Below are 23,901 nucleotides of genomic sequence, written 5' to 3'. Positions count from 1 at the left end.
AGAGGCCACATCAAGGTATCAATGGTAAAAAACCTATCGACATGGCAGCCCTAAACAACAAATAAACACACCTGATTCTATTGCTGAATTACCTAACCCTTACAATTGCGAGGAACGAAGCGATCGCGGACTAAACAGAGCGGCTCTAATTATTCGCGATTGCTTTGTCGCTCGCAATGACGTTACATGTAACAAAAAAGGTATCTGCTTTACGCAAATGCCTTTCACCTTTATCCTTTCAGCTTTTACCTTTCTCAGGGCTTACTTTACAAATTATTCAACAGCAGATAAAACTGCGCCGGGTAAGTATCGCCTGTGATAGTACCTGCGCCGCGTACCCCCGCGCCGTAGGTGAGGCTATCGCCAAAACAAACAATGTTACTTTTAGATAATTTGTTGCCGGCGTAGGATTGTAGTACCGTTTTAGCCAAAAGCTTGTATCCTGCGGCATTAGGGTGCACCCTATCCGCATTAAACAAGGGTAAAGCGGCACTTTCCTGCTCTCTGAATACGGTATTTACATCTACGTAAAGGCACTTCTTTTTGGCACACACGATCTGTATATCCGTCCGCAGAGCAATAATGTCCAGGCTAAAACCGTCGTACCCGTTCAATACAGAGGTGGGGGGCGATAACACCATAATTTCGGTATCGTTACCGGCTCTTAACAGGTCTATCAATGTCCCCAGATTATCCCGGTAACTACCCTGACGGGCTGCTATCACATCATTTACACCAACCATCAGCACGATCAGGTCGGGTTTTGCTTTGGTCACCGAGTCGACCTTGTAATGCAGATCTTGGCTGGTGCTGCCATTAAAACCCATTGATGTTACCTTAACATCATGGGTTTTAACGTAGCTATCGTCAAGTACCGAGGGTGGCTGCAGTTTGTCTTTGCGGCAACCCACAACCCCCAGCAATAATATCAGACCTAACCACAGGCGCATTTTAATTATCTACCTGCGGTGTATAACTGGTTGAACAACAGCTTGAATGTACCGTGCGACTGCGCCCTGAAATTGATCTCGGGACCGAATACGTACAAGTTGCCTTTACCTATCGACGCCTGGAAAGCTGTCACATTATCCTTTAAAACCTTTTGGCCAAAAGCCCAGCCGCTGCGCAACGGTTTATCGGTATCGAACCAAAGTATCGGTTTAACGCCTTTGCTTGCCGCATCGGCATCCAGTTTAAATACCGGGCTGTTATCAAATAACACGTCAGCCTCTTTATCCATACCCCAGGTAGCCGGCAGACTGTTATCTACAGCCACACGCAACACCGCGCCCGGAATGTAATATTTATCGCCGGATAGCGGGCGACTAACCCCGTTAACGGTCTCTAACAAGGCATTCTTAACAGGCAGACCCAATTGATAAGCCAGGTTTGCACTACTACCTACGGTTACAATGGTACCACCGGCCTCTAAAAATGCTTTCAGTTGCGGGATGGTCTTTTCGGCAGTTACGCGGCCTGTCCAGGTCGAATATTCGGCAGGCACATTGTTATTGGCCGCAGCGCCACCGCCGCCTGCACCTGCGCCACCGCGACCCGCTGTAGTTACAGCAGGGATAGCGCCGCCTACAAAAATGATCGCGTCGAACTTGCTTTTCAGGTCGCCGGCATCAAATTCCTGCGGATAAACCACCTGGAACGGGAAATGGTATTGCTCCATCATCCAACGCGTCCAGCCCGATGGCATCGAACCGCCGTAAGTATCCCAAAGGGCAATACGGGCTGGTTTAACTCGCGTAGCTTTTTTAGGCTTTGATCCGGCAACGGCTTTAACGCCCCATTCGGCAGCGGCCTTATCTAAAACCGACTTCACTTGTGGCGACGACGCGACATAAAAGTCGCCGCTATCATCGGCACGGAAAACTTGTGCACCGGCTTTAAAAAGATCATTCATGGCGATGAAGGCGTTGTTCACCTTGCCGCTGATGATGTAACCCTTGGCTGCAACAGGAGCAGACACTTTCGGCATAGCCTGTAATTCGCCGTAAGGCACACGGGCAAATGGTCCGTCGAAAGCCTCCAAAATACGGTCGAATTTAACACCCATTTGATAGGCTAAGGTCCAGCCCGTCATATCGTATGGACGGATAGGAGGGCCGCCCGGGTATTGAAAATCGTTAGGGTGATCCTGGGGCTCGAATCGGTCTAACACCTCCGGGCGATAAGCCTGAGCGGTTTTAACTACGTAAGATCCGGCAGGGTAATTTTTACCGGCCACGCTAAATGCCGCGGTCGCTTTATGGATCAACAAGCCCGACCGTAAACAGGTATTGATGAATTTGACCGCCGTAGGGAAGTCGGCCTGGTCTGACGGGATGATGTAACCGCGAGGGTCGCGCAGGGCGGGGTTCTTTAAAACGGTATCATAATATTTAACCGATAATCCGCCACGGGCAAAACCACCCGCTGCTGCTCCGGCAGGGCGTGTGCCGGTTACTGCATTCGCCGCGCTGTCAGCTTTGCGACCTGCCGCTGCTGCCGCATTGATCTGCTCTACGCGTTTTGGTGACAGGGTCCAGTAGTTTTTATTACCACGTTCGATAGAGTTTTTACCCATAATATAAGTGTTATATAACATCTCATCGGCATTACGGGCGGCATAATTCAATACCGAATAGTTCAACGATACCGAATAATCTATCGACTGGCGGAAATGCCAGCTTTGCGGCGTAACAGGGTAAGGAGTGGCTGCGTTCGGGATCAAACGGTTAGGCACCAATGGGATGCTTGATGGGGTAGGGTTACCAATGATCTCGGTCAATAAGCCTACCATATTATGGAAGTAGGTTGCGGTACGCAGACCACCGTTCCACCAGGTAGAATATTCAGATCCGGCACGTTGGGTGTAGCCCGGTTTATCCTCGGCATTCAGGCGACTGTTCATGGCCGCGCCAACAGCATCAAGGGTGGTTACCATCAATGGATCGAACACGTAATTGAATGGGTCGCGGTATGGCGGACCTGAAAGTACGCTACCCGCCGGACCGGTCTGGTGGTGATTGTAAACGATCTGCGGCATCCACTCTAAATATTGTTGGCGGCTGATATTCTGCGTTTCTTTCACATTCATCATGTAAAAGTCGCGGTTGTTATCGTGGCCAATGTATTTTTCGTACAGGCGTGGGATGCTCATATTGCGTTTTTTGGGGTCGCTCTCTTTCATGTACCAGTTACTGATGATCTCCTGCCCGTCAGGATTGGCATGCACCAGCAGCACGATGTCCTTATCCAGAATGCGCATGGTCTCCTCGTCGGTACGCGAAACTAAGTTGTAAGCGGTCTCTATTAATTGGTGCGCGCCCACGGTCTCGTTAGCGTGCAGGCCACCGTCTATCCAAACAACAGGTTTGCCATCATGCGCCAGTTTTTTGGCCTGGGCATCGGTCAAGCCTTCAGCGCGGGATAATTTTTGGGCGATGTCTTTGTAAAAGTCCAGCTTTTTAATGGTCTCAGGTGATGATATCACCAGCATCAGTTGGTGGCGGCCTTCTTCGGTCGGCCCCATATCCACCAGTTTTACACGTGGTGATGCGGCCAGCTTTTTAAAGTAAGCCTCGGTCTGTGTGTAATTGGCCAGTTGATAATCGTCGCCAATGTTAAAGCCAAAATGTTCTTTAGGCGTTGGGATAGTTTGCGCGTTCAACGACGTGGTGCCGAGCACAAATGCCACGACAAGTGAACGTAGAATTTTACAGTTCATGCAGTTAGTTTAAGCAATTAATAGTTAGCCTAATGTAGCGATTATCGGGCAGGGCACTTGTAACTTTTTTGAGAGGGAGTAATAGCTTTTTAGCTTTTACTAAGCAGCACCACGTGTACATCGACGTTGTAAGATTTTTAACCGGAGGGTCAAACCCTTTAATGTTGCAACCGTTATCTATTTTTGCGAAAAATCTCTATCTACCCAATGAGCGACCAGATACCGTTCCTGACCGAAAAAAAATTGCTGGATGTATTGTCCCTATACCATTACGGCATAGCCATACATATTGGCGAGGATGCCGTTATCCAATATGCCAATGATGCGATGATAGCCATTTGGGGCAAAGAGAAAAAGGACATCATCAATAAAACCTTAGAGGATGCGTTGCCGGAATTGAAAGGCCAGCCTTTTATCGATATGTTCAAGCAGGTGTGGAACGAGGGATTGACCATTTCTGGTACAGATACCCGTGCCGACCTGGTAGTTAACGGGGAGTTACAGTCTTTTTACTTTGATTTTGAATACCGTGCCGTTAAGGACGATACCGGCAAGGTGATCGCGATATTGCATACCGCGACAGATATATCTGAACGCTATTACAGTCGCCAGCGCGAGCAGACCTTATCTGAAGAAATGCTGGCGATGAACGAAGAGTTATCAGCATCTAACGAAGAGCTGATATCTACCAACGAGGAATTAGTGCAATCACAGATACAGCAACGCGAGCTTTATGATGAGCTTGCCGAAAGTACAGCCCGTTTCCGTGCGATGGTGCAGAAGGCCCCGGTGGGTATCTGCATTATCCGTGCAGGCGACCTGTTTGTACCCGAAGTTAACGATGCGTACCTGGAACTGGTAGGCCGCGAACGACACGAACTGGAGGGGCGCACCATTTGGGAGGCCATCCCTGAGGCAGCAGCTTATGCACCGATCATGGATGGGGTAATAGAGACCGGTATCCGCTTTGAAGCTAAAGAGCATGAGTTGATGCTACCACGCAACGGCGAACTGACCACCGTTTTCGTAGATTTTGTTTACGAACCCATTGCTTACGATGGCGGCAATCAAGCCATCATGGTTTTAGGTATCGAAGTGACCGAAAAGGTATTAGCAAGGCGCGGCATCGAAGAAATGGAGCAACGCATCCGCCTGGCGGTGGAGGCGGCCGAGATCGGCACCTTTGACCTTGACCTGGAAAGCCGGAAAATGGTCACTTCTGATCGTTTTAATGCCATATTCGATTTTAAAGAGAACGTACCCTGGCGCACTTTTGCATCCGTTATCCATCCCGATGATAACGAACGCCGCCTGAAAGCGCATGATGATGCGATGAAGAACGGTAAACTATTTTACGAGGCCCGGGTCATTTATCACGATAATTCTATCCATTGGATACGGGTACAGGGTAATGTCCTATACAAAGACGATAAGCCCTACCGTATGTTAGGTACTGTGCTGGACATTACCCATGTACAGCGCCTTAATCAGCAAAAGGACGACTTTATCAGTATTGCCAGTCACGAGTTGAAGACGCCGATCACCAGTCTGAAAGCATCATTACAACTCCTCGACCGGATGAAAGAAGCCCCGTCGCCGGTGATGCTGCCCAAGCTGATAGAACAAGCTAACAAAAGCGTGCAAAAAGTAAGCTCGCTGGTAGAGGATCTGCTCAACGTAAGCCGCACCAACGATACCCGCCTGCGACTGAACAAGACGACTTTCACCATTGCCGAAATGTTAAACAACTGCTGCAACCACATCCGCGTGGCCGGCAAATATGATTTAAAAGTTACGGGCGATGAACAATTACAGATCAATGCCGATGAACACGCCATTGATCAGGTAGTTGTCAACCTCGTCAACAATGCGGTTAAGTACGCCCCTGATTCCTTAGAAATTATCCTGAACGTAGAACGCTCGGGCAACTTTGCCAAAATATCCGTCAGCGATAAAGGCCCCGGCATCCCGCCCGAAAAGATCCCGCACCTGTTTGACCGCTACTACCAGGGCGAATCGGCAGGTTTCCAAAACTCAGGTCTGGGCCTGGGCCTCTACATATGTTCCGAGATCATCAAACGCCACGGCGGTCAGATCGGGGTTGAGAGCGAAGTAGGGAAGGGGAGTACGTTTTGGTTTACTGTGCCTGTGGAGTAGTGAAACTAATGCTGTTGGTACGATCGGGTAGTGCTACTATTAAGATCCGTTTTAACATCAACGTTAATCCGCTCATAGCCGCGGGGGCTTAGTTACTTTGGCAGTCGCCCCAAAGTAACCAAAAGGCTTGACAGCGCTAATGCTTCTGCGCACAGGCCTTTACCCTGCAGGATGCCAATTGCCCGTACCGCACATGCCAAATGCATTGGCCCTCTCACCCGAAGCCAAACCGCTGTCGGAGTAGGTGAATGGCCATCGTCCAAGTTTCTAAAAGAGCGTGGGGCTGCGAGAAAAGCGGGCCTGCGTTGGCGGGAAAGCCTTTGGCAACCCGCTCCGCGGAAAAGTTGCCAAAGCTGGGCGGGCTGAAGCTTCTTTCTCGCTTGATCTTTTTGTTACTTTTTCGATCAAGAGAAAAAGTAATAGCCTCTGCGGCAATGAGCAGATGGACGATGATATAGCACATCGCCCGTCCTAATGAAATGCTGACCGGACGTCTGAACCTTTGTAGCTGCTCTACCACTCGGGGATCGCCACATCGCTGATAGAAGTTTCTCGCGATGACGTACTTTTAAGCTACGCTATCCCTTCCTACCAAAACCCTCCGCTTTCCTGCAACGTCCCTCAGCACCACAAGCAATGCTTCCAACCGTACAGGTTTGGTGAGGTAAGCATCCATACCGGCGGCCAGGCAGGCTTCGCGGTCTTCGGTCATAGCGGCGGCGGTGATGGCGATGATCTGGGGTTGAACATCTTGATGCCGGCGGATGTGGCGCGTAGCGCTCAGGCCGTCCATTTCGGGCATTTGGATGTCTAAGATTAACAAGTCAAAATGGGTGTCTTTGGTCAGTTCGATCACTTCCGAACCGTCGTTACAAAGTGTGGGCAAGTAGCCAAGTTTGTTCAGGATTTTCAGCATCAGGTCGCGGTCGGCGGCAAGGTCATCAGCTACTAAAATTTGGAGCGGATAACGTTCGGCAAAGTCGGCGCGGAGCAGGGTCTCCATCTGCTGTAACTCGCCCGATGGTTTTTGCTCCAGCGTCAAGGCGATGGTCTTGGCCAGCGACCGCTGCTTGATCGGCTTAGCTACCGACGCGGCAAACAGCTCGGGGTATTGCTTCATGGTCTCGTCGCCAATAATATTTAATAATATCACCGGCATACGCGGGTGCAGTACTTTGGCTTGCGTGGCCAACATTACGGTCTTTACCCCGGCCACTTGTGCGCCGGTGATCAGCAGGTCGGGACTGTAGGTTTGCAAATGTTTTAAAGCATCGTCGGTAGTGGTGGCTACGGCAGACTGCAAGCCCCAGGTGTTCAGCTGATGTTGCAATACCCGGCAAGCCGTGGCGTTGTGGTCCACAATAAGCACCTGTTTATCAGCAAAGGCCGACAGATCCGGCAACATATTTACCGCCGCGCTTCCTGTCGCGGAGCATTTGATATCGAAACTGAATACCGAACCCGTGCCCACCGTACTCGTCACGCTAATATTGCCACCCATCAATTCTACCAAACGCTGACTGATCGCTAAACCTAAACCCGTGCCGCCGTAATGGCGGGCCGTGGTAATATCCGCCTGGGCGAAAGCATTGAAGAGGTTGCCCAGTTTCTCGGCCGGTATGCCTACGCCCGTGTCCCGTATCACGAAGGTTAACACGGCGACGTCCTGTTCCTTGCCCGACGAGCGGATGCTGATCATCACCTCGCCTTTGTAAGTGAACTTTAACCCGTTACCGACCAAATTTACCAGTATCTGCCTCAGCCGAAGGCTGTCGCCCAATAATTGTTCCGGCACATCGGGGGCTATCTCATAAAGCAGTTCTACATTTTTATAGCCGGCCTGGCCCGAAAAAAGTTCCAGCACGTCCTCCACGCATTTACGCAGATCAAAGGCATGCAGGTCCAGGTCCATCTTGCCCGACTCTATCTTAGACAGGTCCAGTATATCGTTGATCAAATTCAGCAGCGATTCGCCGCTGCTGATAATAGCCTGCGTGTATTCCTGCTGCTCGGCATCCAACTGCGTCTCTTTCAGTAACGATGCCATGCCCAGCACGCCGTTCATGGGCGTGCGTATCTCGTGGCTCATGGTGGCCAGGAAAAGGCTTTTGGCCTCGTTGGCCTTTTTATGGCGCAGGGCGGTAAGTTGCTTGCGGTAGATCACCACCAAAAAGCACACCACAATGGTGAACGAAAACATCACCGCCATCAGCACCAGCAGCCCTATGTTATCTTTTAAGTCGGGCATGCCGTATCGCAATAAAAAAAATAATGTACATGATCATCACCAGCGTAGCATGCACATCCCAAAGGGCGCTCCGCACCGCCTTGCTTGCGTAATGGTGCAACGCATTGCTGAAAATAAATTGGAACAGCGCACTGCAAAAATATAGCAAAAAACCACTGGCCACCCAGCGGCCGGGCACACTTTCCTTACTGCCGTCGGCGCGGAGCAGGTACAGGCCGCTCGCCATAATGATCATCAGCGCCTCCAGCGGGCGGGTATAGGTATTAAAGGTGTATATGCTTTGGAAGAACGTAAAGTTGACCACACACAACAGCGGGAAACCCACCATCAGCGTGTTAAAAACCTTGTCCAACTTGCGATCGGCAAAGGCGTGTTTGTAGTACAGCAGCACGGCCACCAACTCAAAAGCGGTATAAAAATGCAGCAGCGGCAGGTTATTTTTACCGTAGCTGGCCATCACCGTCCCCATTACATTAATAACAAAGGCAATGCACAGGTAAGCCAGCAGCGTATGCAGCGGACGCGCGATCTGCCGGTAATACGCCACCGCCGCGCCAATAGGCAACAGCGTGCTCCCGGGGACAATGTACGATATGTATATTTTATGCAGCGTAGTCACATTAATAGGGAAAGCGATAATCGGGCATCCACCGTGCCGGGCCAAAACCGTTATGATCGCTAAAAATACAATAATGTGTAACGCTAAAGCAAATTAGTTTCACCGAGAACGGTGAAGCAGTGTACGGTTTTCCGAGATCCCTCCCCGGGGGAGGGGCGGGTAGGCCCCCGAGCGCGAATGCCGGGAGGGGTTTCACCGCAATGCAAATACCAATGATCAATGAATATATGGAAATGAAAGGTTCGTCCCCTGGTGGCGGGCGGTAGCCCCGCTATTCACTTCAAGTCCGCACTTCGTTATGCTGCGTTTACGGGCTTTCCGTTTCTATCGGGTTAAGGAGTGCAATCTGAGATATTAACAAATAGAGGCAGGATGTTTAAAAGTATTTTTGCTAATCCAGTTAGTATTTGTTAGTTTTAAATATGAAAAAAATATTATTATTAACAATTGGTCTGTTTTGCCTTGCTGTTTGTAAAGGACAAACTAAGAATGAAGCGACTTTGCCTGTATCTACTCAAATGACGATTTCCAAAGCCAATATTTTTAATCAAAATAACGAAATCTTGAATGTGTTTCTCATAGCGAATTTAACTAATCAATCTGTTGGGACCGGATTCCTCTTGCATAACGGTCAAATTATAACTAACGAGCATGTGGTTAGAAATGGCATATTGAGTCAAATAGCATTATTTTCTCCTAATGGACAGCGGTATGGTTTAATCCAAATTGCTGTAGATACTGTAAGGGATCTTGCTATATTAACGCCAAGCAGAAAAATATTAGGAGGTTTTGATTTAGGTGATGATTCAGCCGTATCGATTGGTAATCAAACTTATACTTGGGGATTTCCTTTAGGGTATAATGGTCCTTCGCCATTGTTATCTGTTGGCTATCTTGCTGGAATAAATACTATTCAACCCTATCCTAATAAAACTGTCAAGCATTTAGTAGTTAATGGCGCTTTTAATCCTGGTAATTCGGGTGGTCCCTTAATTGTTAACGGAAAGGTGATAGGCGTAGTTCAAAGTAAAGCAGCTCCTATAACTCCAGTTATCGCCTCGGCATTAAAAGCCCTGTTAGATAACAAAAGCGGAATGATGTATACTAATACCGATGCTACAGGAAAACAAACTTCAGTTTCTGAAGCACAGGTAATTGGACAAATATTATTGTATTATCGAGAATTAGCTCAAGTAATGATTGGTGAAGCCGTTACTGTATCTGAACTCAAAAATTTCTTAAATCAAAATAATATAAAGGGGTACTAGTAACATTGATAAAGCTACGTTGAAGTCAATAGCTAAAAGGAAACGGTGATAGTTTAATAGATGCCAAACAACTACTCTTCATCTTCATACGGAATGTCGTAAAAATCTTTTGGATTAAATAGGTCTGCATAACCTTTAGGAAGGTTTTTGATAAATTCATATTTGGTAATATAATTGTTTGCATTCCACTTCTTCCCGAATCTTGAAATTACGTTATAAAAAAGAATATATAATTCAGGATTTGACAACTGGGCACGATATATTTTTATCAAATTTCGTTTTTCTTCAGGTGAAATTAATTTACTTTCATCTACCAATTTGATAGCACCATACATGTTTCGGAAATAGCTACTAAGTCCAGTTTGATTTGTTCTGCCGATTTTAATATCTCGGTTGCTCTCAATTACATTCAGTAAATGCATAACCATTGTTGGACCATTAGGATATCGTGCTACTTTTTCATTAATGAACGAGATCCACGTTGTGTCAAGTCCATAATAAAACACCATATAGGCGATGTCAATAATCTCTTTGGACGGCATTCTATATTGTTTGACATTGTTTTCTTCAATCACAATTTCTAAAAGACGTTTTAGCTGAATTTTGTAGTTTACAAAAGCTCTTCTGCCTTCGTTAATATCTTTTTTATTAATATCGATGTCAGGCATACGAAGGTCACTTACATTTTGATTATGATAATCTAACATTTTAAAAAAATTACCGATTGTTTCAGCTTTCCTTACTTGAATGTTTTGCGTGTGCATTGAATAAATGATAAGCAGAATACTAACAATTGTAAATAGCGTACCTACAAAACCAGAGAAGAAGCTCCCAAATTTATCAGCAAGATCAGCATCTATGGACTGTCCATAATGAAAATATGTATCGGAAAAAATGATATAGAAAAATGCCAAGGTCGCAATCACGCCAAATACAATGATTATGATAAGTAAACCTATTTTCAAGTTCATACGATTCTTATTTATAATTATGAGAGTCCCTCCAATGAAGTTAAGTATAATTAGAATGATTAATCCCAACTATTCGAAGCTTCCAACTTCAATCTAAAAGAACAGCGTCTTGCAACTTCAGAAAACACTACCACACTCCAACCCCTAGCTGGCGCGAGTATGCAGCGCTGACCTGCGCGTAGGGGTACTCGTGATCTTTTGCCACAACTTTAAAGTCACGAGTACACTCCGCTAATACCCACCGCGGCATACTCGCGCCAGTAAACAAATGGATTGTAGCTTCTACACCACCAAAAATAACCCCGCTTTCATAGATACATCTACACCCCCGAAATATCGGAACTAAAGATCAGTCCAAAAACCAACTAAACCAAGCGGATAATGCCCGTCATACCTGCTCATATACCAAACCATACAAATATAACAAAATTATGATTAATAAAGAAAATATAAAGAAATCTATTTATAAAATTCTCTGAGTCGAAATTTTAGAATTGTGGAATGAACTAGAATGCAGCAATTCATTAATTTCCTAAATTTGGTTCAGACGAAGAGGCACAGGGCGGTAAGCATAGCTGCTCTGCTTGTCGGGGATCGTTACGTCGCTGATAGAAGCGACTCACGATAACGTTTGGGGGAGAGGGCGTTAAACGGACCTGCCGATGCATGGTGGCGAAACCCCTCCCTGCCACCACACCACCTAACGCGCGCCCTCCCAAGGGAGGGATGGGAAGTTGACCTGCCTATGGGATCGCCGCGTCGCCCCGATGCACAGACCCGGCCCTCCGCTCCTCGCAATGACAAAATGCTGTATTCCAGTATTGTGACGAACCTGTAATACCCTCTTTTTCCTCCGGCATTGGGAATTTCCGGCTGTTACTGTCCCTGCCCGGGCACAGACCGTTGGTAGAGAATACCCACAGCCGGGAACTTTTCTTTGGTTACTTTCTTTTCGCGGGGAAACGGCGAAGCCCTCTTGAGTGCCTTTGAAAACTATTTACTTACGAAAAAAAGAAAGTGACATCTACTGAGGATAATAGAGCACACCGCCTATCCTAATGAAATGCTGAAAGTGCTCTCAGTACTCATATGCAAGTGGCTCTGCCTATCGGGGTCACCATGGCACGCTATCCATGAAATAATTTATTTTTAAAGGGTGTCATGGTGAGCCCGTCGAACCATGGTGCGGAGGGCTTGACACTATGCAAATTGGTGACCTGCACATCGGCCATGCCCCGCGCACGTCGCCCTTCGACAGGCTCAGGGTGACACCCCTTGTAAGTACCTCAGGAATCTATAAACTCGTGATGACGGTTGAGTAAGGGGCGCGGAACGCGCTAAAGGACGTCAGTCACACGCGGCACGCGTGCGCCGGCAATAAAGAAATATGAGGAAAAGATCGTTCACGGCACAATTTCCTACTCAAATGAACAGTACTGATAATCAGCATATTAAAAACTGACTTTGTTCACACTTGTGAATATCCGTGTGCAACAGTTGATGGCTTTTTCAATATCTATACAAGGCAGACTACTTACCCCACTCGGCAGGGTTTTCGCGCCAGGTCTTTAGTAATTCTACATCGTCGGGAAGGATGTATTGGCCTTCCTCGGCGAACTTGAGTAACGCGTTGTAGTTAGATAGGGTTACGTAACGGCATTTGGCGGCTTTAAAGTTCTCGTCAGCCACGTCGAACCCGTAGGTGAAGATGGCGGCCATACCTGCAACGTCGTGCCCGGCAGCGCGCAGTGCCTCAACGGCCTGGATGCTGCTTTTGCCGGTCGATATCAGGTCCTCTATCACTACCACACGTTCTCCGGTCTTAATTTCGCCTTCGATCAGGCTTCCGGTGCCATGTTCTTTCGGTTTAGAACGTACGTAAGCGAAAGGTAGGCCCAGCTCCTGAGCCACCAATGCACCCTGTGGGATACCGGCGGTAGCAACGCCGGCAATACAACCTACTGATCCAAATTCTTCCTGGATCACCTGAACCAGCTTTTGGCGGATGTAGGTGCGGATAGCAGGATGCGACAAAGTTACGCGGTTATCACAATAAATAGGCGACTTCCACCCGGATGCCCAGGTAAAAGGATTATTAGGTTGCAATTTAATTGCTTTAATTTGCAGCAGAAATTCGGCAACCTTCAGTTCGGTTTCGGATCTATTGAACATGGCCCAAAAATACAGAATTTATATCAACGAAAAGGTTCTACTGTTAACTTCAACCACACCAAATGCGGCTAAAGGTTACCAGCAGATTGACAGTCAAGGTTTTGATCTGAAAAGTATTTATTCACAGATCAACAACCAGCACCAACAGCAACGGTTCTTTATCCTGACAGAGGATGCTAAAGCAGCCCTTAAGAAGCTAAAGAAGTCGGTCAACCTGATCGAGGCAGCCGGTGGACTGGTGAAGAACACCGAGGGCAAATACCTGTTCATTTACCGCAACGATAAATGGGACATCCCTAAAGGCAAACTTGAAAAAGGCGAAGGCAAAAAAGAGGGTGCAGTACGCGAGGTAGAGGAGGAGTGCGGTATCACCGTAAGTAAGTTAGGCAAAAAGATCATGAACACTTACCACGTGTATGACCATAAGACCGGCCTGGTACTTAAAAAGACCTACTGGTATAACATGGGCTACAAAGGTACCGAAAAACTGAAGCCACAGTTAGAAGAAGGCATCACCGAGGTACGCTGGTTTTCAGCCAACGAGGTTGATGAGATCAAGGATAATACCTTCCCGTCTATATTAGATGTGCTGGAAAAGAAAAGGCTGACTAAAGATATGCCAGAGCCTCTTTAGGGATAAATTGGCTAACGTCGCCACCATGTTTAAGTACCTCGCGAACGATGGTAGAGCTGATGGACGAATAGCCGGGCTTACTCACAATAAATATACTCTCGATATCAGGGGCCATGACGTGATTCATTTGCGCTATGGCCTTTTCATATTCAAAGTCGGATACGGTGCGAATGCCGCGTACCATATAATTAGCGTCGATGCTCTTGCAAAAATCGACGGTCAATCCTTCGTAAGCGATGATGTGGATGCGTGGCTCCATCTCAAAAACGGCCCTCAGCATCTGCTCCCGTTGAGCGATGCTCAAAAAGCCTTGCTTTGAACTGTTCACCCCAATGCCAATGTAAAGCTTATCGAACAGGTTAACCGCCCGTTTAACAATATCAACGTGTGCTTTAGTTACAGGATCGAAAGAACCGGGGAATAGGGCGATCTTCATAATGGCTGATGAGGTAGCGTAATGTGTAACCAAAGATAGAATTTCTCTACTGAAAATTCTTAAAGAACGAAAAAGCTGAGTGCCCGTATTTACGCTGTTCGGTAAAGGCGGGGTGGTTGCTCAGGTTCTGCATGCTTTGATGTTCTACGATCAGGATGCCGTCATCGGCCAATAGCTTTTTCTCGAAAACGATCTTCACGATCTCGGGGATGCGGCTCAGATCATATGGTGGATCGGCAAAGATCAAATCGTATTGCTCGGTCTCTAATTCGAGGTATTTAAAAACGTCGGCGTTGTAGGTCTTGATCTGCTCCAGCTTATGTTGCTTGGCCATATCTTTTAGATAATGGATGCAACGGATACTTTTATCCACAGAGATAACCTCGGCAGCTTCGCGCGAAGCGAATTCTAAAGAAAGGTTTCCGGTGCCACTGAACAGGTCGAGTATTTTAGTACCCTCAATATCGATCTGGTTTTGCAGGATGTTGAACAGGGCTTCTTTAGCAAGATCCGTAGTAGGGCGTACCGGTAAGCCGTTCGGCGGGTTCAATCTTAAGCCGCGTAATCTGCCACCAATTATCCTCATAACAATTTAGGCTAAAGCGGCTAAAGAGAGTATTTGGTGCGATGGCACACCGGCCGGCACCTCCAATACCTTCAGGTCATTGTTTTTTACCACGCGGAAGAACTCCTGTAGCTTATCCATATCGCTCACAGGCAAATTACCGCTGATGATCAGCGAGGCATAGTCGGGTTGGATATCCAAACGCTTGGCTACGAACAGGCAGTAATAAATGATGTCGTTAACATCCTCGGTCTTGAAGCAATTATAAAAACGGATATTGCCACCGTTGAAATTCAGCAAACTGATCTGTCCGTCAGTGACGTCCATATAAATGGCGTAGTTAACGGGTTCGGTCCCAGCTATCGCGTGTATCCAGCCGCGATCGGCGGGAATAGTGGGGGCAAGATTAAATTTAGATACCAGGAAGTTGATGAACGTATGATCTGTTTTGTAGATCAGTTGATTCTCCTTATCCAGTTTCGCGGCGAACACTTTATCGTCAGGCATCACATCCAAAAAACGGGCAAAATCACCTACGCGATCGGTCGCGAATAATTGCGACGGGACCAAAGTAAGCGCATCAGGCAATAAGCCGATGGTCACCTGTTTAAAGGTAGCCGCCATCACAGTAGCTAACTCGTGATCGTTAGATATTTCGCTGATGGCTGTCCGGTCTTTCCAGGCTAAAACTACGCCTTTGGATACGATCAGGAACGAGAACTCCGCGCGACTTGCTTTGATCAGCAATTCGGCATCGTACGCTTTGTTAAGGTCAAATATTTCGCTACGGTAAGTAAAAGAGTATCCGCTCATAAACTATCAACAAAAGTAATATTTTTTACTTACCATTCATTTTCTTATCGCCATTTTTGCTGGTATGCAGTACACAGATCATATCCGGCAGGCCTTCCCGCATCAGCCTAACGCTCAGCAGGAAGAACTGTTCCGTTTGCTGCATAAATTCCTCATCAGTAACGAGGGCGACGAATGCTTTATCCTGCGTGGTTACGCCGGTACGGGTAAAACTACGGTGGTCGGTGCATTGGTTAAAGCCCTGCGTTTCTATCAATATAAATATGTTTTGTTAGCGCCTACAGGTCGTGCTGCCAAAGTGATGACCAGCTATTCGGGCCAAAAGGCGTTCACTATCCACAAACGGATCTATCGCAAAAAGTCGGCAGTTAACGTGGATGAAGGCTTTATGCTTGCTGATAACATGGCTACCAACACCATCTTTATCGTAGATGAAGCCTCGATGATATCCGACGAGCATAACGCCAGCAACCGTGCTACCCTGCTTAAAGATCTGATGAGCTATGTTTACAATACCAATAATTGCAAGCTGATCTTAGTGGGAGATACCGCACAGTTGCCACCGGTGGGTTCGGACGATAGCCCGGCTTTGGACATTAAGTTGATGAAAGATCAGTTCGCGTTAACGTTGTTCACTTATGAGATGACGGCAGTGCTCCGTCAGCAACAAGATTCGGGGATATTGGCTAATGTGACGGGCATCCGGGATATTATCCGTTTGGGTGAGGAACTTTATCCGAAGATCATTACCAAAGGCTTTAAGGACGTTTTTAGGATGACCAGCGAACGCTTGGAGGATGGTTTGAACTACGCTTACAATAAATTCAGCGATGAAAGCACACTGGTGATCTGTCGGAGTAATAAGAACGCTAACCAGTACAACCAACAGATCCGTGGGCGCATCCTATTCCGCGAGGAGGAGTTGACCGGCGGCGATCAGATCATGATCGTGAAGAACAATTATTTTTGGTTGCAGGATAACGATGAAGGAAGTACCGGTTTTATCGCTAATGGCGATATCGGCCGCATCCGCAAAGTGCGTCGCTTTGAGGAAATGTACGGTAAGCGCTTTGCTGATATCCAATTAGAACTGACCGACTACACGGAGGATACCACGCTTAATTGCAAAGTGCTGATGGATACGCTTTATTCGGATTCGCCGGCATTGTCTCAAGCTGATCAAAAGGAGTTCTATCTGGAGGTGATGAAGGATTATGAACACATCCCCAGTAAAAAACTGAAGCACGAAGAGCTGAAACAAAATCCATATTACAACGCCCTTCAGATCAAGTTCGCTTACGCGATAACCTGCCATAAGGCACAGGGCGGCCAGTGGGATGCCGTCTTTGTAGATCAGGGCTACCTGACGGACGAGATGGTGAACACCGATTTCCTTCGATGGTTCTACACCGCCTGCACCCGCGCCACTCAGGAACTCTACCTGGTGAACTTTAGCGACAAGTTTTACGAGACGAAATTGGAGGAATAGCACACGACATTGACTTATCCCAAAAAGTCAGCTTGAGTGATAAAATGGCGTTTCTGTGCTTTGAACAAATAGAGTCGGGCTAATGTCGGCTACACGACGTGCGGAAATAATTGTACTTTAGGGGACTTAGCCATTATCATTGCCATTGTAAAATTTATGGACCTGCAACAACCAGCCTTAGGAAAGAACATCATCAAGATCCGGAAAGCAAAAGGACTCACACAGTAAGAATTGGTAGAGCAATGTAACATCAGTGTGCGCACGCTGCAGCGGATAGAGTCTGGCGAGGTCACCCCTCGTAGTTACACCATCAAACTGATCTTTGCCGCTTTGGGGATAGATGTTTTTGATAAGGAAGTTGATCTGACCAACGGATTGCCCGGTACCGGTAGTCCCGCAAAGCAGAGGTTACACATGTTTTACGCGTATTTAATTGACCTGTTCAACTTTAAAACCAATGCAATGAAAAAACTGACCATCTTATCTTTCTTCTTTTTAACCCTATGTACCCTGATATTCACAGCCTGTTTAAGTACCAAAAGTACGGTATCAAAAAACACCGACCTGGTGGGTACCTGGCAGTTGATGCGCAATGGCGTAGTAGATACTAATTACGGTGGTCAGAATGGCCTGATCAGATATAAGATCATTACTGCCGAACGCTTTACCGTGACCGATGTGATGCCTAAAAGTAAGTCGATGTGGGCAGCCTTTTCCGGCCCGTATTGGCTGGATAAACAAAAGGGTAGCTATGTTGAACTGATAGAGATAGCCGGCGAAGGCTACCAAAAGTATAACGACGGCACTAAGGGCGTGTACGAATATTCCATTCAAGATTCGGTATGGCACGTTAAAGGCGTTAATGTGCCTTATGATGAGTATTGGAAAAGGGTGAAATAGTATCCTTAGATATCCGGAAATGAAAAGGCCCGCGTTTATAAGACGCGGGCCGTGTTGTTTACCTTATATAATTTCTCGAAAGTCAAACTGTACCCGATGATGATCGCGACATTTGGTTTTCCAGAAACCCGCTCCGTGGTAAATTAACGAGAGCGGTAAGCCTTGCGGGCATCCGACTTGTTGATCACTAACACTATGTTAACTAAGATCAACCCGATAATTAATGCTGCCATGATGGTTATATTGATATGATAAGGTTAAGACAAAACCCATACCATACGCTCATAATTGGTTAATTGTACCTCTTTAACGCTATTATGAGTAAAATAGTTTCTCGCTACTCTGAAAGGTTGTGGAAATGTGAGGATAATGTTGTGGAAATGTTACCACGGGGTTCTTATAATTCCCCGATACCGGGTGGGATGATAAATAAGAATCGCACTGAAAATTTGGGTAGAAAAAAATCGGTAGCTCTACGGCTGACACAAATGTAAAAGGCCTGTGTTACAAAAACACAGGCCGTTATATTTTAGGATGGTTTCCCCATGCTTAACCATTGCGAGCATAGCTCGATGCGTTAAGTCCGGAACACCGGATCCGTAGTAATTTATCGGGAACGATAAGCTTTGCGCGAATCTGCCTTGTTGATCACTATCACTCCGTTAACTAATACTAAACCGATGATTAATGCTGCCATGATATTTTTAAGTTTGATATAATAGTTAAGGCAAAACCCGTACCAGATGCCGATATTTAATTGGTTATAGCCTTTAACGGCTGGTTAAGCGTAATAGTTACCAAATACCACATCAGGTTGTGGAATTGTTAAAACAATATTGTGGAAATGCTGCCACGAGCAAATTCCACACTCCACAATATTCCCCGTTTGTGGGGGCGGCTCTGGTAATATTGAAATACCGCTTCGATATCGGCCCGATAAAGCGTACCTTTGCGCAAAAAACGTTTCTAAAATGATAACGGTATCTAATCTTTCTTTACGCTACGGCAAACGCACTTTATTTGAGGAGGTTAACCTTAAATTTACCCAGGGTAACTGTTATGGTATCATCGGCGCTAACGGCGCGGGTAAATCTACCTTCATGAAGATCCTTTCGGGCGAGATAGACCCGACCAGCGGTTCGGTAAGTTTCACCCCGGGCGAGCGTATGGCCGTACTGACCCAAAATCACTATGCCTTTGATGAATTCCCGGTGATAGAGACCGTATTAATGGGGCACAAGACCCTTTTTGATGTGCGTGCTGAGAAAGATGCCATTTACATGAAAGAGGATTTTACCGATGCCGACGGCGAACGTGCCGGCGAGCTGGAAAACCTTTTTGCCGAAATGGACGGTTGGAACGCAGAGAATAACGCGGCTACCCTGCTGAGCAACTTAGGCATCAAAGAGGACCTGCACTATAAGCTACTAAAAGAACTTGACGGTAATCAAAAGGTACGTGTGTTATTAGCGCAAGCCCTTTTCGGTAAACCGGATATCCTGTTACTGGATGAGCCTACCAACGACCTGGATATTAATACCATCGCCTGGTTAGAGGACTTTTTGGCGAGCTATGAGGCCATCGTATTGGTAGTATCTCACGACAGGCACTTTTTAGATACGGTTTGTACCCACGTGGTAGATATCGATTTCTCTAAGATGACCATTTACACCGGTAACTACACGTTCTGGTACGAGTCGAGCCAATTGGCTTTGAAACAACGTGCGGATCAGAATAAAAAGACCGAAGACCGTGTGAAGGAATTGCAGGAGTTCATCCGCCGTTTCAGTGCCAACGCGTCAAAATCCAAACAAGCTACCAGCCGTAAAAAGGCCTTGGATAAGATCAATCTGGATGAGATCCAACCATCTAATCGCAAATACCCTGGAATTATCTTTAATAATCAGGGCCGCGAAGCTGGTGATCAGATCCTGCAGATCGAGGGCTTGGGCAAAACGCTGAATGGCGAAAAATTATTCAGCGATATCAACCTGACCGTTGGTAAAGGCGATAAGATAGCCGTCCTGTCTCAAAACAGCTTAGCTACTACAGCTTTTTACGATATCCTGACCGGCCGCGATACAGATTTTAAAGGTGACTTTAAATGGGGCGTGACCATCAATATTGCAGATATCCCGATGGATAACTCGGATTACTTTAAAGGTAAGGATGATAACCTGATCGATTGGCTGCGCGAGTATTCGACAGGAGAGAAGGATGATCAGTTCATCCGTGGTTTCTTAGGTCGTATGTTATTCAGTGGCGAGGAAGTATTGAAAAAGAGCAATGTATTATCAGGTGGCGAGAAAATGCGTTGCATGTTCAGCCGGATGATGTTGCAGCAAGCCAATATGTTATTGTTTGATGAGCCAACCAACCACTTGGATCTGGAATCGATCACAGCGTTGAACAACGGCATGAAAGACTTTAGAGGCACCATGTTGTTTACCTCACGAGATCATGAGTTGACATCGACAGTAGCTACCCGTATCATCGAATTGACCCCGGGTGGCATCATTGATAAGTTAATGACCTACGATGAATATATCGCCAGCGACGTGGTGAAAGAAAAACGCGAAGAGCTTTACGCTTTAGGCAAAAAGTAATTTGGTGCAAATGAAAAGATCTTTATCACTATTATCGTTACTGCTGCTTGGTACGCTGGGCGTTGTTGCGCAAGAGTACTCCGGTAGGATCATCGACGCTAAAGATAAGTCGCCATTACCTTACGTTAACGTAGGCGTATTGGGTAAGTCAGTTGGTACTGTGAGTAATACCGAGGGTGGTTTTAAGATATCCCCGGTTGGCGATGTTGATAGTGTGAAGATATCGATGGTGGGGTATAAGCCCAAACGGTTTTTAGGTGCTGATCTTAAAGCTAACCCAGCCAAGTTTCAAACCATCACCCTTGAGCAGGACGTTGTAAGTCTTAAAGACGTTAAAGTAAAGAATCGTAAATGGAAAGAGGCGGTGTTGGGTAATACAACTAAGTCTAAAGGTACCAACGCCGGCTTTAACAGCAATAAGCTTGGGAACGAGATAGGTATCGCTATCAAGATCAAACGGTCGCCTACGATCATTAAAAAGTTCAACGCGTCATTGTCTGATCCGTCTACAACCAACGTTAAGATGCGCCTTAACTTTTATACCATTAAAGATGGTTTGCCGGATCAGCTGATCAATAATGAGAATATTTTTGTGACCGTTAAAAAAGGTGACGAAGCTATTGATGTTGACTTGACCCAATACAATATTGTTGCCGAAGATAAATTCTTCGTCAGCCTGGAGTGGATCGAGACCTCGCCGGGACGCATCATGTTCTCGGCAAGTTTACTGAGTAGCTTTATATCAAGGTCAACCAGTCAGGCCGCTTGGGAGAAAGTTGGTATTGTGGGGATAGGATTTAATGTATTGGCTGAGTATTGATCTTAGGCAATGGATATCATAAACAGCAAAGGCCGCTCTAATAAGTGGCCTTTGTTGTTTATCGATACCTTCGAATCGGTTTTATTTCAATAAGATCGTAGGGAAGCAAACGATAATGATCTGTAAAACGATGTTGCCGTACAAACCTGCCAACACATCATCCATCATTACCCCTGTACCGCCCGGCAGGGCTTCTAACCGCCGAATGTAAAGCGGCTTAACCATATCAAAAAAGCGGAACAGGATAAAGCCTGCTAATAACAACCATAAATTGTGTGGCACGAATAGCATGGTCACCATCATGCCTGATACTTCATCGATCACCACACGATAACTGTCCTTGCCCCAAAAGCGTTCTACCTTGTCGCCTACGTAAATACCAAGCAGGGTGATCAGCACGGTCAGCAAAAAGAACAGCCAATGGCTTTGCCCTGCCTTAGTTGGCCACCAAAGGTACCAGATCAGCGCGCAAGTAACAGCGGCGGCTATAGTGCCGCCGCCTTTAATGTATCCGATGCCAAACCAGGTGGCTATGAGTTTATTCATGTAAGTCTGAAATTCTATTCAGTACCGTCATCGCTTCGTTCCTCGCAATGACGGTGGTTATTGAACGGCAAAAGAACCTTTCGCCGTTTACCTTTATCCTTTTGCCTTAAAATATCAACTCTTATCCAACACCTTCTCCGCTTTCTCAGCAACTCCCGGCTCTATTACATGGCGCTTAGGGAAGTTAAAGAACATGGAAGTTAATACCGGCAACACAAAAATGCTTACGGTAAATATCGATGTGGCGATGTCGGCTATCTCGCTCTCTAAAAATTTAGAGATCCCCGACTCCGGCGCAAAATGAACAAATAGCGACGAGCTTAATTTGATACCTAATACACCGATCACTATAAACGCGATAGTCTCTAAAAAGGTAAATTTCTCCATCAGCTTTACAAAGGCCTGGGCCACAAAACGCATGGCCAGGATACCGATGAATACGCCAATGTAGATCAAACCTATATGGTCTGTAAATGCAACAGCGGCAAAAACGTTATCTATAGAGAAGGCAAGGTCCATGATCTCGACCAATACAATTGTCGACCAGAACGGACCGATCAAACCAACAGTGTTTTTATAGAACCAACTTTTGTTCTTATCAACTTCTTCTTCTTTTTCGTCGTCGCTGTCCTTTTTGCTTAGCTTGCCTTTAAAATAACTAAAGGCCAGGTAAAGCAGGTACAGGCCGCCAAGTGGTTTTAACCACCAAAAGCTTACCAGCCACGCGGCTAAAAGCAAACAAACGCCACGCAATACGTAAGCGCCAATAATACCGTAACGCAGGGCTTTAGGGCGTTGTTCGGGCGGTAGGTCTAACACCATGGTCGCCAATACGGCGGCGTTATCTACTGAGAGCAGACTCTCTATTACTACTAAGTTTAAGATGATGAGCAGGCCGGCTTTAATATCAGGGCCTAATAAAGAATGTATTATATCCATTTGTTGTTTTGAGTGCGTGTTGTGTTAAATGTTACATCATGTCGGTGTTCAGCATGGTTTTAAGCATGTTGGCCTGTATGTCCACATCGCTGATGCTTTGCAAAAAGCTAATGTCGCTCAGCTTTTTGTAATTGTCGGCCAAAAGGCTCTTCACCTCAGGCGGAATGGCCGCCTTCATAATGTTGATACTGCTGTTCAACTGATCGTTCTTGTCTTCTAATTCCTGTATAAAGGCCTCTTTTTTAGATAGCTCTGATGGTGCATTGCCAAGGTTGATCTTGCTGATATCAAGGAATAAAAATAGGTCTTTAGCGGGGAAGTATAAAAAATATCTGTCAGTATCGGTGATCTTGTAAACTTCGGTCACCATATCGCCGGCTTTAAGGCCGCAATGAAAGGATATTTTGAAATCATGCTTTTGTACCGCGCCCATTAACTTGCGCTGGATGATAGCGTAAGCGTTGCTATAAACGTCGCCCAATTCATACTTGATCAGGTCGAGCAAGACCTCGTGCGGCACATCGTTGTAAAAATCGGTAGAGTAGCGCGCGCTGAAGGAGTTGATGTTTTTGGCAAAAGGGTATTCGGAAGTATCGTTGGATAGAATCTGGAACAGCTTGCGCAGCGATGTGCTGATCTTTAACACCTGCCGCTGTTGATCAATCTTGTAATTCTCGGCCGACATGATGGTACTCCGAATCTGTACCATCAGATCTTTATTCAATTGGATCTCATCGGCCAGCAGCATAATGGCCCGCTCGTTATTCTTTTTGATCTTGCGCAACAGATCTAAAAGGGTTTGGGTAAACTGGAGGTGAAACAACTCCAGTTTATGTATATCCAGCTCGGTATTATCTTCAAATAATTGGTGGATGACCTGACTACGCAGATAAATGCGGTAGATGACGTCATCGCCAAAAAAGACGGACATCAACTGTAGCTTGCTTATTATCGTTCGTGAGTTATCTAATATCGCTTTAGCGGCATCAACCATTATTCA

General features: G+C 46.3%; 20 protein-coding genes. 7 read left to right on the top strand and 13 right to left on the bottom strand.

Features of this window, described 5'->3' with window-relative positions; all coding sequences use genetic code 11:
• Positions 1-266 precede the first annotated feature (266 nt).
• Both IRJ16_RS17960 and IRJ16_RS17955 read right to left on the bottom strand, forming a co-directional pair.
• Positions 267-950, bottom strand: coding sequence for an SGNH/GDSL hydrolase family protein (locus tag IRJ16_RS17960; protein WP_194113016.1), 684 nt, complete (start codon positions 948-950; stop codon positions 267-269).
• Positions 951-955: 5 nt separating this feature from the next.
• Positions 956-3,718, bottom strand: a complete 2,763-nt coding sequence (locus tag IRJ16_RS17955; protein WP_194113015.1) for a M14 family metallopeptidase — start codon at positions 3,716-3,718, stop codon at positions 956-958.
• A gap of 207 nt (positions 3,719-3,925) precedes the next feature.
• Between IRJ16_RS17955 and IRJ16_RS17950 the strand changes: the two genes are divergently transcribed.
• A complete protein-coding gene (locus IRJ16_RS17950) occupies positions 3,926-5,875 on the top strand; it encodes an ATP-binding protein (RefSeq protein ID WP_194113014.1) in 1,950 nt (649 codons plus the stop codon).
• Between the two features lie 214 nt (positions 5,876-6,089).
• Here IRJ16_RS17950 and IRJ16_RS17945 read toward each other — a convergent pair whose 3' ends face one another.
• From IRJ16_RS17945 to IRJ16_RS17935, 3 genes are all read right to left on the bottom strand, one after another.
• A complete protein-coding gene (locus tag IRJ16_RS17945; protein ID WP_194113013.1) occupies positions 6,090-6,338 on the bottom strand; it encodes a hypothetical protein in 249 nt (82 codons plus the stop codon).
• 105 nt (positions 6,339-6,443) lie between these two features.
• A complete protein-coding gene (locus IRJ16_RS17940) occupies positions 6,444-8,123 on the bottom strand; it encodes a response regulator (protein ID WP_194113012.1) in 1,680 nt (559 codons plus the stop codon).
• On the bottom strand, positions 8,104-8,742 hold the full coding sequence (locus IRJ16_RS17935; protein ID WP_194113011.1) for a hypothetical protein: 639 nt from the start codon (positions 8,740-8,742) through the stop codon (positions 8,104-8,106). Before IRJ16_RS17935 ends, IRJ16_RS17940 begins: the two co-directional genes overlap by 20 nt.
• A 422-nt stretch (positions 8,743-9,164) precedes the next feature.
• Between IRJ16_RS17935 and IRJ16_RS17930 the strand changes: the two genes are divergently transcribed.
• A complete protein-coding gene (locus tag IRJ16_RS17930) occupies positions 9,165-10,010 on the top strand; it encodes a S1 family peptidase (RefSeq protein ID WP_194113010.1) in 846 nt (281 codons plus the stop codon).
• 71 nt (positions 10,011-10,081) lie between these two features.
• On the opposite strand, the gene IRJ16_RS17925 is transcribed toward IRJ16_RS17930, so the two are convergent.
• The gene (locus tag IRJ16_RS17925) at positions 10,082-10,981 is read right to left on the bottom strand and encodes a putative phage abortive infection protein (RefSeq protein WP_194113009.1); all 900 of its coding nucleotides are present in this window, start codon (positions 10,979-10,981) and stop codon (positions 10,082-10,084) included.
• Positions 10,982-12,511: 1,530 nt separating this feature from the next.
• The gene (gene pyrE / locus IRJ16_RS17920; RefSeq protein ID WP_194113008.1) at positions 12,512-13,153 is read right to left on the bottom strand and encodes an orotate phosphoribosyltransferase; all 642 of its coding nucleotides are present in this window, start codon (positions 13,151-13,153) and stop codon (positions 12,512-12,514) included.
• Here pyrE and IRJ16_RS17915 point away from each other — a divergent pair.
• Positions 13,152-13,787: an NUDIX hydrolase gene (locus IRJ16_RS17915; RefSeq protein WP_194113007.1), complete on the top strand. Its 636-nt coding sequence runs from the start codon at positions 13,152-13,154 to the stop codon at positions 13,785-13,787. The genes pyrE and IRJ16_RS17915 overlap by 2 nt on opposite strands.
• Here the strand turns inward: IRJ16_RS17915 and coaD are convergent.
• The 3 genes from coaD to IRJ16_RS17900 are packed head-to-tail and all read right to left on the bottom strand — an operon-like array spanning position 13,762 to position 15,601.
• A complete protein-coding gene (gene coaD / locus IRJ16_RS17910) occupies positions 13,762-14,223 on the bottom strand; it encodes a pantetheine-phosphate adenylyltransferase (RefSeq protein WP_194113006.1) in 462 nt (153 codons plus the stop codon). The two genes, IRJ16_RS17915 and coaD, sit on opposite strands and share 26 nt — an antisense overlap.
• Positions 14,224-14,269: 46 nt before the next feature.
• Positions 14,270-14,809, bottom strand: coding sequence for a 16S rRNA (guanine(966)-N(2))-methyltransferase RsmD (rsmD, locus tag IRJ16_RS17905; protein WP_194113005.1), 540 nt, complete (start codon positions 14,807-14,809; stop codon positions 14,270-14,272).
• A gap of 6 nt (positions 14,810-14,815) precedes the next feature.
• Positions 14,816-15,601 carry a DUF3822 family protein gene (locus IRJ16_RS17900; RefSeq protein ID WP_194113004.1) on the bottom strand — a complete coding sequence of 262 codons (786 nt, stop codon included), beginning with the start codon at positions 15,599-15,601 and terminating at the stop codon, positions 14,816-14,818.
• Between the two features lie 64 nt (positions 15,602-15,665).
• Here IRJ16_RS17900 and IRJ16_RS17895 point away from each other — a divergent pair, with 64 nt between their 5' ends.
• The 4 genes from IRJ16_RS17895 (at position 15,666) to IRJ16_RS17880 (ending at position 21,416) form a co-directional block, all read left to right on the top strand.
• Positions 15,666-17,090, top strand: a complete 1,425-nt coding sequence (locus IRJ16_RS17895) for an ATP-dependent DNA helicase (RefSeq protein WP_194113003.1) — start codon at positions 15,666-15,668, stop codon at positions 17,088-17,090.
• Between the two features lie 255 nt (positions 17,091-17,345).
• Positions 17,346-17,990: a hypothetical protein gene (locus IRJ16_RS17890; RefSeq protein WP_194113002.1), complete on the top strand. Its 645-nt coding sequence runs from the start codon at positions 17,346-17,348 to the stop codon at positions 17,988-17,990.
• A 971-nt stretch (positions 17,991-18,961) separates the two neighbouring features.
• Positions 18,962-20,596, top strand: coding sequence for an ABC-F family ATP-binding cassette domain-containing protein (locus tag IRJ16_RS17885; RefSeq protein WP_194113001.1), 1,635 nt, complete (start codon positions 18,962-18,964; stop codon positions 20,594-20,596).
• A 10-nt stretch (positions 20,597-20,606) separates the two neighbouring features.
• Complete coding sequence (locus tag IRJ16_RS17880) at positions 20,607-21,416, top strand: carboxypeptidase-like regulatory domain-containing protein (RefSeq protein WP_194113000.1); 810 nt, start codon at positions 20,607-20,609, stop codon at positions 21,414-21,416.
• 81 nt (positions 21,417-21,497) lie between these two features.
• On the opposite strand, the gene IRJ16_RS17875 is transcribed toward IRJ16_RS17880, so the two are convergent.
• The 3 genes from IRJ16_RS17875 to IRJ16_RS17865 all read right to left on the bottom strand — a co-directional run bounded on the left by IRJ16_RS17875 (position 21,498) and on the right by IRJ16_RS17865 (position 23,832).
• A complete protein-coding gene (locus IRJ16_RS17875) occupies positions 21,498-21,962 on the bottom strand; it encodes a phosphatidylglycerophosphatase A family protein (RefSeq protein WP_194112999.1) in 465 nt (154 codons plus the stop codon).
• 114 nt (positions 21,963-22,076) lie between these two features.
• Positions 22,077-22,901 carry a TerC family protein gene (locus tag IRJ16_RS17870; RefSeq protein ID WP_194112998.1) on the bottom strand — a complete coding sequence of 275 codons (825 nt, stop codon included), beginning with the start codon at positions 22,899-22,901 and terminating at the stop codon, positions 22,077-22,079.
• Positions 22,902-22,932: 31 nt separating this feature from the next.
• Complete coding sequence (locus IRJ16_RS17865; RefSeq protein WP_228080293.1) at positions 22,933-23,832, bottom strand: hypothetical protein; 900 nt, start codon at positions 23,830-23,832, stop codon at positions 22,933-22,935.
• Positions 23,833-23,901: the final 69 nt, after the last annotated feature.

This window comes from Mucilaginibacter myungsuensis (assembly GCF_015222005.1).
Taxonomy (GTDB): domain Bacteria; phylum Bacteroidota; class Bacteroidia; order Sphingobacteriales; family Sphingobacteriaceae; genus Mucilaginibacter; species Mucilaginibacter myungsuensis.
This window is presented reverse-complemented; position numbering and strand designations above follow the sequence as displayed.